Source organism: Stenotrophomonas sp. PS02300 (assembly GCF_029959395.1).
Taxonomy (GTDB): Bacteria; Pseudomonadota; Gammaproteobacteria; order Xanthomonadales; family Xanthomonadaceae; genus Stenotrophomonas; species Stenotrophomonas maltophilia_AD.
In genome coordinates, this window is sequence record NZ_JASCOP010000005.1 from 76,028 (window position 1) to 86,547 (window position 10,520).

At 67.7% G+C, this 10,520-nt stretch carries 10 protein-coding genes; 7 read left to right on the forward strand and 3 right to left on the reverse strand.

Annotated features, from left to right (window positions below):
* Nucleotides 1–57 precede the first annotated feature (57 nt).
* Nucleotides 58–420, forward strand: coding sequence for a hypothetical protein (locus QMX79_RS02645; protein ID WP_282244102.1), 363 nt, complete (start codon nucleotides 58–60; stop codon nucleotides 418–420).
* Nucleotides 421–457: 37 nt separating this feature from the next.
* On the opposite strand, the gene QMX79_RS02650 is transcribed toward QMX79_RS02645, so the two are convergent.
* From QMX79_RS02650 to QMX79_RS02660, 3 genes are all read right to left on the reverse strand, one after another.
* The gene (locus QMX79_RS02650; RefSeq protein ID WP_282244103.1) at nucleotides 458–1,048 is read right to left on the reverse strand and encodes a cysteine dioxygenase family protein; all 591 of its coding nucleotides are present in this window, start codon (nucleotides 1,046–1,048) and stop codon (nucleotides 458–460) included.
* A gap of 161 nt (nucleotides 1,049–1,209) precedes the next feature.
* Complete coding sequence (locus tag QMX79_RS02655; protein WP_282244104.1) at nucleotides 1,210–2,832, reverse strand: carboxylesterase/lipase family protein; 1,623 nt, start codon at nucleotides 2,830–2,832, stop codon at nucleotides 1,210–1,212.
* Entirely contained in the window at nucleotides 2,829–3,824 is a 996-nt protein-coding gene (locus QMX79_RS02660; protein WP_282244105.1) for an alpha/beta hydrolase, read from the reverse strand. The genes QMX79_RS02655 and QMX79_RS02660 overlap by 4 nt, the downstream gene beginning before the upstream one ends.
* Before the next feature lie 152 nt (nucleotides 3,825–3,976).
* Here QMX79_RS02660 and QMX79_RS02665 point away from each other — a divergent pair, with 152 nt between their 5' ends.
* Genes QMX79_RS02665 through QMX79_RS02690 form a run of 6 tightly spaced genes read left to right on the forward strand, consistent with a single transcriptional unit; the run spans nucleotide 3,977 to nucleotide 10,409 of the window.
* Nucleotides 3,977–4,798, forward strand: a complete 822-nt coding sequence (locus QMX79_RS02665) for a 2-keto-4-pentenoate hydratase (RefSeq protein ID WP_282244106.1) — start codon at nucleotides 3,977–3,979, stop codon at nucleotides 4,796–4,798.
* A gap of 37 nt (nucleotides 4,799–4,835) precedes the next feature.
* Entirely contained in the window at nucleotides 4,836–5,840 is a 1,005-nt protein-coding gene (locus QMX79_RS02670; protein ID WP_282244107.1) for a TRAP transporter substrate-binding protein, read from the forward strand.
* A gap of 11 nt (nucleotides 5,841–5,851) precedes the next feature.
* Nucleotides 5,852–6,385 carry a TRAP transporter small permease gene (locus QMX79_RS02675; RefSeq protein ID WP_282244109.1) on the forward strand — a complete coding sequence of 178 codons (534 nt, stop codon included), beginning with the start codon at nucleotides 5,852–5,854 and terminating at the stop codon, nucleotides 6,383–6,385.
* A 3-nt stretch (nucleotides 6,386–6,388) separates the two neighbouring features.
* Complete coding sequence (locus tag QMX79_RS02680) at nucleotides 6,389–7,672, forward strand: TRAP transporter large permease (protein ID WP_282244111.1); 1,284 nt, start codon at nucleotides 6,389–6,391, stop codon at nucleotides 7,670–7,672.
* Nucleotides 7,673–7,725: 53 nt separating this feature from the next.
* Entirely contained in the window at nucleotides 7,726–9,309 is a 1,584-nt protein-coding gene (locus QMX79_RS02685) for a family 43 glycosylhydrolase (protein ID WP_282244113.1), read from the forward strand.
* A gap of 41 nt (nucleotides 9,310–9,350) precedes the next feature.
* Nucleotides 9,351–10,409 (forward strand): LacI family DNA-binding transcriptional regulator, encoded by a 1,059-nt coding sequence (locus QMX79_RS02690; protein ID WP_093535383.1) that lies wholly within the window; start codon nucleotides 9,351–9,353, stop codon nucleotides 10,407–10,409.
* The last annotated feature ends 111 nt before the right edge of the window (nucleotides 10,410–10,520 follow it).

A 10,520-nucleotide genomic window follows, 5' to 3' on the forward strand; every position in this document is an offset into this window, starting at 1 on the left:
CATCGAGTCGTCATCGCCCCGCCGATGCATAGCGCCTTACTTCTTGGGGATACACCTATGAACACCAGCCTTGCCGCCATCGAGGAGGCGGTGCGGACCGAGGCACCTCCGCGCCCACAGCCCGAGGTTTCCGGGGTATCGCACGGTTGGCGGGTGCGGGAGTACCAGGACGGCGGTGTGGATCACGTTGAAGTGCGCGATGGCACCGGGCGCGTCCAGCTGGTCATTGCGTATGCGGCCGGCGTGTTCTGGGCGTTGCACGTAGGCTTTCCCACGGCGCGGGTGTCGTTGCCGAACTGGCAGTTGAAGCTGCCCGAAAACGCCAGGTCCACAACGGTCTACGCCGGCACCAGCTTCTCCTTGACCCGTTTCAGCAAAGGCGACGAGGCCGTCTGGTGCATCCAACCCAGCGGCGCCTGACAACGCCCCATCGCCCCCTGCCACGCAGGGCGTGGCGCTACGCGGCGTCGGTTTCCATTTCCTTCATGCGGCGCTCGTACCAGCCGTCGTGGCCGGGTTCGAAGATCGCGCTGCGGGTCATTTCGCCCTGGTAGACGTGCACCGAGATGGCGAGCCGTTCATCGCTGGTGTTGCGGATGGTGTGGTATTCGTGCGGCGGGATCAGGCTGCCCGCGCTGCCGCAGTCGCCGATCACCGACGGTTCGGGCTGGAAGCGGAAGCGTTCGCCACGGCGTTCCAGCAGCCGGTACTGGGTGACTTCCAGCTGCCCCAGCCACACCCCTTCCACGCACCACAGGCCGCTGTGGTCATGCAGCGGCGTGCCCTGCCCCGGCGCCCAGCTCATCGCCACGATGCTGTAGCCGTACGCCGGACTGCGGTACAGCTCGCGGCGGGCGTAGTGGTCGCTGATCGGGCGGTGCACGCAGGCCGGCAGCTGGATGCGGCTGTCGGCAATGGCCTCGCAGAGCGCACCGCGCAGCGTTCTGGCGATCTGCTGTGGATCGTCATGCTGCACGGCGTGATCGATGGCGGCTATCAATCGATCGCGGCCATGGAACGGCGGAAAGGGATCGCAATGGTCCTGCATGCCCCCAGTCTAGGCGATGGAGGTTAAGGACATGTTTGATCTGAATCACGGCTGATGACCGCTTTTTGGCCGAAAATCTATTGGATTTCGTTGTTTGGTTGGTGCTGCCTATCGTTGTTTGGAGCGGGGCCAGGTATGCGTAGGACACGCGTGGCGTGTCGCTACATCGTGCCCCGCTGTACGAACGGGGCTTGCTGGTAGAGGCGTCGTTCGCCGCCGCGTGGGTCGTCAGCGAGCTGTGGCGGGGTGTTGAACAGCATGGTCTGGCGGCGATCCAGGCCATAGGGCTCCCACTGGGGCAGTCCCGGGTGCTGCGGGTTGCCGGTGCGGGCGAAGGCGATCAGGGCATCGCTCATCGATGCCGCCATGCGCTGTGCGCTGTCGCTTTCACCTGTGCGCGAACCCTCCGCACGGATGTTGTCGAACACCAGCGGGATATCCAGCGTGTGGAAGGCGCCGAGCCTGCCGCCGTCCAGCGGCGAACCCCAATCGAGCTGGTAGGCCCAGGTGGGCGCACCCTGCCGCGCCCGTGCTTCCAGTTCCTCCACCGCCCCGCGCCAGGAGCGGCCGGCGGTAGTGGCGGCGAAGAACACATCGGAGGGCGTGTAGTGCGGATACAGGCGCCGGTATTCGGCGATCACCGCCGATGGCAGCAGATCGACGAACTGCTCCTTCTCCAGCTTTGCCGGCAACGTTTCCCAGGTCAGCGCGAAGTTGGCCGGGTCGTGGCCCAGGAACGCGCGCGTTTCGTCGTGGGTGTTGCCGATTACCATCGGGATCCCAGCGGACTGCCCGGGCGCCTTTGGCCAGAACGGGTGTACCGGCAGCGCGCCGCCATCGACCACCGGCCCGACATACAGGCTGGTGCTTTCCACCCGCGACGGATCGCGCGCGCGGGTGGCCGCCAGCAGCGCTGGCACCGGCAGCGCCAGCAAGGCCGGGACATCCCGTGCGCCCACCGCCTGCATCGCGATCTGCGCGCGCTGGGTGGCCGCGCGGGGTCCGGCCGCAGTGACCTGCTGGCCGCTCATGGTCCACGCGCGCTGGAACAGGCCGCGTGCGGCGGGCATGGCCATCAGCGTGGCGATCTTGGCGCCGCCGCCGGACTGGCCGAACACGGTGATGTTGTCGGCATCGCCGCCGAACGCGTGCGCATGTTCGCGCACCCACTGCAGCGCCTGGACCAGATCGAGCTGGCCCACGTTGCCCGAATCGGCGAAGCGGGCATCGCCCAGCTGCGCCAGGTACAGGTAGCCGAACACGTTGAGCCGGTGGTTGACGGTGACCACCACCACATCGCCGCGCCGGCACAGCGCGCTGCCGTCGTACTGGGGGTCGCTGCCGGAGCCGTTGTTGTAGGCGCCGCCGTGGATGTAGAACAGGATGGGGCGGCGTGCGCCATCGCGCAGTGCCGGGGTCCATACGTTGAGGAACAGGCAGTCCTCGCTGCCGGGGCCGTCGTTGCCGCCCTGCGGTGCGGACGCGCCGTAGGCCAGGGCATCGCGCACGCCGCGCCAGGGCACTTCAGGCAGCGCCGGCTGGAAACGGCGGGGGGCGGTATCCGCGCCATAGGGCACGCCAAGGAAACGATGCACGCCCTTGTCGTACCGGCCACGCAGGCGGCCGCCGCGCACGTTTGCCAGCGAATCGGTCGGGGCGGTGCGGCTGGACGCGCTTGCCAGCGACGACACCAGCGGCAACGTTCCGGCGGCCAGCAACATCGCGTAACGCGCGCTGTCGCGCAGGAAGCGCCGGCGCTGCAGGTCGGCAGGCGTGAGGGTCATGGCGCCGCCTCCGCGTTCTGCGCCTGCATCCAGCGCAGCGCCAGGGTGGGCCACTGGGTGGCAAGGGCAGTGGGCGGCAGGCGTACGCCGAAGCCGTGCCCGCCGTCTGCGAACAGGTGCATTTCGCTGGGCACGCCTGCCGCCAGCAGTGCCTGGTAATACAGCAGGCTGTTGTGCACCGACACCACGTCGTCGTCCTGCGCGTGGACCAGGAAGGTGGGCGGGGTCTGCGCGCTGACCTGCGCCTGCATCGAATACTGCTGCTCCAGCGCGGGCGTGGGGTGTGCGCCCAACAGCCGGGTGCGCGAGCCGCTGTGCGCGTGCCGGCCCATGTCGATCACCGGGTACAGCAGCAGGGCGAAATCCGGGCGCGCGCTGAGCGCATCGGTGGCATCGCCGATGCCCGGCAGCGCGGTGGCGTAGCCGTTGCCCAGCCGCGCGGCGACGTGGCCGCCGGCGGAAAAGCCGATCACGCCGATCCGCTTTGGATCCAGCTGCCACTTCACCGCGCCGGCGCGGATCACCCGCATCGCACGCTGTGCATCGGCCAGTGCGGCCTGGCGGTCCTCGCGCCCGGCCGGCAGCCGGTAGCGCAGGACGAACAGGGTCACCCCGCCCTGCTCCACGAAGGCCGGCACCAGCGCGGTGCCCTCCTTGTCGAGCACGATGCGCTGGTAGCCGCCGCCGGGAATGACCAGCAGGGCGGTGCCGTTCGGTTTCGCCGGGCGGTAGGCGACCAGGTACGGCGCGCTGACGTTGTCGATGTAGCGGTCCGGCAGCGCCGGGTCGGCGCTGCGCTCGATCACGTTGGGCGCCGTGGCGTGTTGGGGCTCACCGGGTACCTTGCCGGCGGGCCAGAGTTCAATGCGGGTGGGCGTGCCGGGGGCGGGTTCGGTCTGCGGCACCGGGCGCTCACCGGCCTGGGCCGGGGGCGGGGCAACGGCGGTCAGCAGGCAGCCGGCCAGCAGGGACATCAACAGGGCGCAACGCATCCGCAACGATCCTCTCGGGGGTGGGCAAACGGTAGCGTGCCGGGGCGGTGCGGGTTCTGACGCGGTGCACATTGCCAATGACACCGGTTTACCATATACAGCTCATCCAAGTGCTGTCGATGGGCAGTGCAACAAATCACCGGGAGACCCGCTTGAGCAACGATCAAGGCAAACAGGACCTGCCAGAACAGGGGTTGGGCGACATCGCCCACGCGTTCGTCACGGCCCGCCAGGAGGGCCGTTCACTGCCGGATTTCCCCGGAACCATCCCGGAAGACCTGATCACCGCCTACCGGGTGCAGGACCAGGCCATCGCGCTCTGGGACGACCAGGTGGTGGGCTGGAAGGTCGGCTACATCGCCGCCGAACGTCGCGACGTTTCCGGCGACGACCGCCTGCTGGGCCCGATTTTCTCTCAGCGGCTCTGGAATGCTACCGGTGGAACAGTGGACATCCCGGTGTTCGTCGGCGGCTTCGGCGCGGTCGAAGCGGAGTACGTGATCCAGCTCCAGCAGGACGCCCCGGCCGACAAGCTGCACTGGACCGCCGAAGAGGCTGAGGCCCTGCCCGCCAAGCTGTTCATCGGCGTGGAAGTGGCCAGCAGCCCGCTGGCCACGATCAACAAGCTCGGCCCGCGCGTGGTGGTGTCGGACTTCGGCAACAACAACGGCCTGGTGCTGGGCCCGGAAATCGCGGACTGGACCCGGCTGGACGATGCCGATCTGCGCGCCGAAACCCGCATCGAAGGCGAAGTGGTGGGCACCGGTGGCGCCACCCTGCTGCCGGGCGGCCTGCGCACCGCGTATGCCTTCGCACTGGCCCGTTCGGCCCAGCGTGGGCGCCCGTTGAAGGCCGGCGATCTGATCGCCAGTGGCAATGCCACCGGTATCCATGACATCGCCGTAGGCCAACAGGCACTGATCCGTTTCGCCGGTTACGGCGACATTACCTGCAGGGCCATCGCCGCCGGGTAACCGTGCGGCCATGGCGAGTACGCTTGGGAGGGCGCAGATGATTACTCGCAGAAGTTTCCTTGCCACCAGTCTGGGCGCGCTTAGCGTGCCCGTGCTGTCGGCCTGTTCCGGCCCGGGCAGCACCGCGCCCGACGGCGCACGGCTGCTGACCGCCACCGATGTGCACGTGGCCGACTACCCCACCGTGACCGCGGTGAAGTGGATCGGCCAGCAACTGGAAGAAAAGACCGGCGGCCGCCTCAGGCTGCGCCAGTACCATTCCGGCCAGCTGGGCCGCGAATCGGAGGCGATCGACATGGCCCGCTTCGGCGCCATCGACATCACCCGCGTGTACTCGGGCGCGCTCAACAACGCGTTCCCGCTGACCCAGGCGCTGTGCCTGCCCTACGTGTTCGAATCAGTGGCGCACATGCGCCGCGCGCTCGACGGCGGCGTGGCCGACACGGTGCTGCGTGGCTTTGAAAGCCGCGATCTGGTGGGCCTGGCGATCTACGATTCCGGCGCGCGCTGCTTCTACAACACCAAGCACCCGATCGTGGAACCCAAGGACCTGAACGGCCTGAAGCTGCGCGTGGCCTCGTCGGACATCTTCATCCAGCTGATGCGCCTGCTGGGTGCCAACCCGACCCCGATGTCGCTGGGTGACACGTTCTCGGGCATGGAAACGCACATGATCGACGGTGCGGAAAACAACATGCGCAGCTTCCACTCCAGCCGTCATTTCGAAGCGGCGCGCTACTGGTCGCAGAGCGACCATTCGTACGCGCCGGACGTGCTGCTGATGTCTCGGCGCAGCTTTGAAACGCTCAGCCCCGAAGACCGCCAGCTGCTGCTGCAGACCGCGCGTGAATCGGTGGGCGTGATGCGCCAGCAGTGGGATGCCTCGGAAAGCACCGCCCGTCAGGCCGTGGCCGACTTCGGCATCCAGTTCAACGAGGTCGACATGCCGGCCTTCCGCAAGGCCGCCGACCCGTTGCTGCAGCAGTACCTGCAGCAGCCGGAACTGGCCGCGCTCACCCGTCGCATCCGCGACTTCGCCTGAGGCCCGCCGCGATGTCCGACACGACTTCCGAAACCCTCGTCGACCTGCGCACGCTGCCGCAACGCGCGCTGGATCGCATTGCCGACATTGCCATCTACATCGCCGTGCTCGCCCTGCTCGGGCTGGTGGTGGTGCAGGGCTGGCAGGTGTTTGCCCGCTACGTCATCAACGATTCGCCCAGCTGGACCGAACCGGTGACGCTGCTGCTGCTGGCCACGGCGATGAGCCTGGGCGCGGCCACCGGCGTGCACACCCGCCGCCACTTCGGCTTCTTCCTGCTGGCCGCGCACATGGGCCCCACCCTGCGCCGCGCGGTGGATGTGTTCGCCTCACTCGTGGTGGCGGTACTGGGCGTGGTGATTGCCTGGTGGGCCGCGGTGCTGCTGCTCGATGGGCTGGACATCAAGACCGCCGGCGCCAACCTGCCGCAGAGCATCAACTACCTGCCGCTGTCCATTGGCGGTGCGTTGATGGCGATCTTTGCAGTGAACCAGATGGTGCAGGCCGCGCAACCGGCGCTGGCTGACGCAGAAGGAGACCGCTGAATCATGGGCATTACGATTCTTTTCACCGTGTTCGCGGTGCTGCTGTTGTTGGGGGTGCCGGTGGCCTACGCGCTGGCGGCGGCCGCGCTGGCCGCGCTGTGGTACCTGGACCTGCCGACGCTGGTGCTGGTGCAGCAGATCTCCGCCGGTACCGGTTCGGCCTCGCTGATCGCCATTCCGTTGTTCATTTTCGCCGGCGAAATCATGATGCGCGGCGGCATCTCCGAACGGCTCATCGCGTTGGCATCGTCGCTGGTGGGGCGCATGCGGGGTGGCCTGGGCCAGGTGTCGATCCTGTCCTCGCTGTTCTTCGGCGGTGTGTCCGGTTCGGCGATTGCCGACGTATCGGCGGTCGGCGGCACGATGATTCCGCAGATGGTCAAGCGCGGTTATGACCGCGATTTCGCCGTGAACGTGAGCATCACCGCCGCGCTGGTGGCGCTGCTGGTGCCGCCCTCGCACAACCTGATCCTGTTCTCGGCCGCGGCCGGTGGTGGCCTGTCCATTGCCGACCTGTTCGCGGCGGGCATCGTGCCGGCGCTGTTGATGACCGTGGCACTGATGGTCACCGGCTACGTGGTGGCACGCCGCCGCGGTTACGGGGTGGAAGTGTTCCCGGGCTGGCGCGCGGTGCTGCTGCGCATGGTCTCCGCCCTGCCCGGCCTGGGCCTGGTGGCGTTGATCTTCATCGGTATCCGCGCCGGCATTTTCACTGCGGTGGAGAGCGCGGCCATTGCCGTGGTCTACGCGCTGCTGGTGACCACGGTGCTGTACCGCCAGCTCAACTGGCGCGAGTTCCTGGGCACGGTGACCCATGCCGCGCGTAGCACCGGCGTGATCCTGTTCGTGATCGCCACCGCCGCCGTGTTCGGCTGGCTGCTGGCGTTCCTGCAGGTGCCCGCCGCTGCGGTGGACTTCCTGCAGTCGTTCGCGCACAGCCAGTTCATGGTGCTGCTGATGATCGTGGTGATGTTGCTGCTGCTGGGCACCTTCATGGACCTGGCACCGATGATCCTGATCTGCACGCCGATCTTCCTGCCGGTGGCCAAGGCCTACGGGATCGACCCGATCCACTTCGGCCTGGTGCTGGTACTGACCGGTGGCCTGGGCTTGGTGACCCCGCCGGTGGGCTCGGTGCTGTTCATCGGTACCGCGATCGGCAAGATCAGCGTGGGCGAAAGCATGCGTTCAATCTGGCCGTTCTGGTTCGCGGCGCTGGGCGTGCTGCTGATCGTGACGTTCTTCCCGCAGCTGTCGCTGTGGCTGCCGGCGCTGCTGCGCGCCTGACCGCGCGGCGGCCGCGTGCCGCCGTCGCTGATGTGGAACAAGGGAGACACCGCATGCATCTGAAGACCCTGCTGGCCGGGCTGGCCACTGCTGGCCTGCTGCTGGCCAGCACCCTGGACGCCGCCGATGCGGCTGCGCCCACCTGGAAGCGCGGCATCGAGAACCAGCGCCAGGCGGACCTGGGCAACGGCACGTTCCTCAACCCGGTGTTCGCCGGCGACCGGCCCGATCCGTCGGTGCTGAAGGATGGCGACGATTACTACCTCACCCTGTCCTCGTTCGATGCCTACCCGGGCCTGCCGATCTGGCACTCGCGCGACCTGGTGAACTGGCAGCCGCTGGGCCATGCCATCACGAAGAACGTGGGGGCGATCTGGGCCCCGGATATCGTCAAGCACGACGGCCGCTACTTCATCTACTTCCCGGCACGCACCGGCGAGACCCGCAGCAACTTCGTGGTGTGGTCGGACACCATCCGCGGGCCGTGGAGCGAGCCGATCGACATCGGCCTGGGCGGCTACATCGACCCGGGCCACGCGGTGGGCGAGGACGGCAAGCGCTACCTGTTCCTCAGCGGAGGTGCCTACGTGCAGCTGGCCGACGATGGCCTGAGCGTGGTCGGCAAGCCCAAGCACGTCTACGACGGCTGGAAGTATCCGGAAAGCTGGGACGTGGAGGCCTATGCGCAGGAAGGCCCGAAGATCAACTTCCACAACGGCTGGTACTACATGACCACCGCCGTGGGCGGCACCGCCGGCCCGCCGACCGGGCACATGGTGATCACCGCCCGCTCGCGCTCGATCCACGGGCCGTGGGTGAACGCACCGAACAACCCGATCACCCGCACGAAGTCCGCCAGCGAACCGTGGTGGTCGCGTGGCCATGCCACCGTGGTGGAAGGCACCGACGGGCGCTGGTGGATGATCTACCACGGTTACGAGAACGGCTATTGGACGCTGGGCCGCCAGGCACTGCTGGAGCCGATCGAGTGGACCGACGATGGCTGGTTCGTGGCCAAGGGCGGCGACCTTGGCCAGCCGCTGGCCAAACCGTCCGGCGAGTCGGTCGGCCCGCACGGCATGGCGCTGTCGGACGACTTCACCGGCAAGACCTTGGGCGCGCAGTGGTCGTTCTTCAACCCGGCCCAGGACGAATACAAGCGGCTGGGCTTCGGTGCCGACGGGCTGACCGTCCAGGGCAAGGGCGACACCCCGAAGGACAGCTCGCCGCTGACCGCCATCGCCGGCGACCGGGCCTACCAGTTCGAGGTCGAAATGGACATCGCGCCCGGCGCGGTGGGCGGTGCCCTGCTCTTCTACAGCGACCGGCTGTACGTGGGCGTGGGCAGCAATGGCGAGAAGTTCATCATGCACCGCTACGGCGAAGAGCGCCCCACCCGGCTGGCCCCCAGTGCCAAAGGCGGCAAGCTGTGGCTGCGGGTGACCAACAACCGCCACATCGTGACCATCCATTCCAGCACCGACGGCAAAACCTGGCAGAAGTACCCGGTTCAGATGGAAGTCTCCGGCTACCATCACAATGTGGCCGGGAAGTTCCTCGCCCTGAAGCCGGCCCTGTACGCTGCCGGCGACGGCAAGGTGACCTTCCGCCAGTTCCGCTACCGCGCCCTCGATTGAGGGCGCCGGTAGACTCCTTCGACCTCTCATGGTTTGAACACATGTCACTGCGCAGCAAGACCGACCCGTCACCGCACGGGTTGACCAAGGGCAAGGCCGCCACGATCAATGACATCGCGCGGCTGTCGGGTGTATCCAAGAAAACGGTTTCGCGGATCATCAACAACTCGCCACTGGTGCGCAAGGACACCCGTGAGAAGGTGGAAACGCTGATGCGCGAGGTGGGCTACACGCCCGACCCGCTGGCGCGCGGGCTGGCCTTCCGGCGCTCCTTCCTGATCGGCATGGTCTACGACAACCCCACCGCGCAGTACATCGTGGACATGCAGTACGGCGCGCTGGACGCGCTGCGCGGCTCCAGCTTCGAACTGGTGGTGCACCCGTGCGATTCGCGCAGCCCCGGCTACATCGAAGGCGTGCGCCGCTTCGTGCAGCAGCAGAAGCTGCATGGGGTGATCCTGGTGCCGCGTGCCTCCGAAGACCAGGCGCTGGTGGACATGCTCGATGAGATCGGCTGCCGCTTCACCCGTATTGCCGCGCTGCCGCTGGATGACACCTCGCAGATGGTGGTGACCCACGACCGCGACGGCGCCGCCGAAGCGGCCGATTACCTGCTGTCGCTGGGCCACCGCGATATTGCCCTGGTCACCGGCCCCAGCGCCTACCGTTCGGCGCACGAGCGCACGGCCGGTTTCATCGATGCCCTCGCCCAGCGCGGGATCGAGCTGCCGCCCGGGCGCATCGTGGAGGCCGGCTATACCTTCGAATCCGGTGTGGCCGCAGCCGAAAAGCTGCTGCTGGGCAAGCAGCGCCCGACCGCGATCTTCACCGGTAACGATGAAATGGCCGCCGGCATCTACAAGGTGGCGCTGCGCGCGGGCATCAACATCCCGCGCCAGCTGTCCATCATCGGCTACGACGACAGCCCGCTGGCCTCACGCCTGTGGCCGTCGCTGACCTCGGTGCGCCGCCACACCCGCGACACCGGCCGCACCGCCGCCGCGATGCTGGTCCAGCCCGACGGCCAGGCCGCGCTGCAGATTGCCAGCGTGCGCCCGCACCTGATCGTGCGCGATTCCTGCCAGCCGCCTGAAGATTGATCGAACGATGCCGGTCACGACCAACGGTCGTGACCTACCGGCAAGCCAGTCCACCCGGCCGGCCCATGATCTGATTTCACCCGGTAGGCCACGACCGTTGGTCGTGACTTC

Coding starts and splice junctions, on each gene's coding strand:
- QMX79_RS02645 (WP_282244102.1), top strand. CDS start 58: ATGAACACCAGCCTTGCCGCCATCGAGGAGGCGGTGCGGACCGAGGCA.
- QMX79_RS02650 (WP_282244103.1), bottom strand. CDS start 1,048: ATGCAGGACCATTGCGATCCCTTTCCGCCGTTCCATGGCCGCGATCGA.
- QMX79_RS02655 (WP_282244104.1), bottom strand. CDS start 2,832: ATGACCCTCACGCCTGCCGACCTGCAGCGCCGGCGCTTCCTGCGCGAC.
- QMX79_RS02660 (WP_282244105.1), bottom strand. CDS start 3,824: ATGCGTTGCGCCCTGTTGATGTCCCTGCTGGCCGGCTGCCTGCTGACC.
- QMX79_RS02670 (WP_282244107.1), top strand. CDS start 4,836: ATGATTACTCGCAGAAGTTTCCTTGCCACCAGTCTGGGCGCGCTTAGC.
- QMX79_RS02675 (WP_282244109.1), top strand. CDS start 5,852: ATGTCCGACACGACTTCCGAAACCCTCGTCGACCTGCGCACGCTGCCG.
- QMX79_RS02680 (WP_282244111.1), top strand. CDS start 6,389: ATGGGCATTACGATTCTTTTCACCGTGTTCGCGGTGCTGCTGTTGTTG.
- QMX79_RS02685 (WP_282244113.1), top strand. CDS start 7,726: ATGCATCTGAAGACCCTGCTGGCCGGGCTGGCCACTGCTGGCCTGCTG.
- QMX79_RS02690 (WP_093535383.1), top strand. CDS start 9,351: ATGTCACTGCGCAGCAAGACCGACCCGTCACCGCACGGGTTGACCAAG.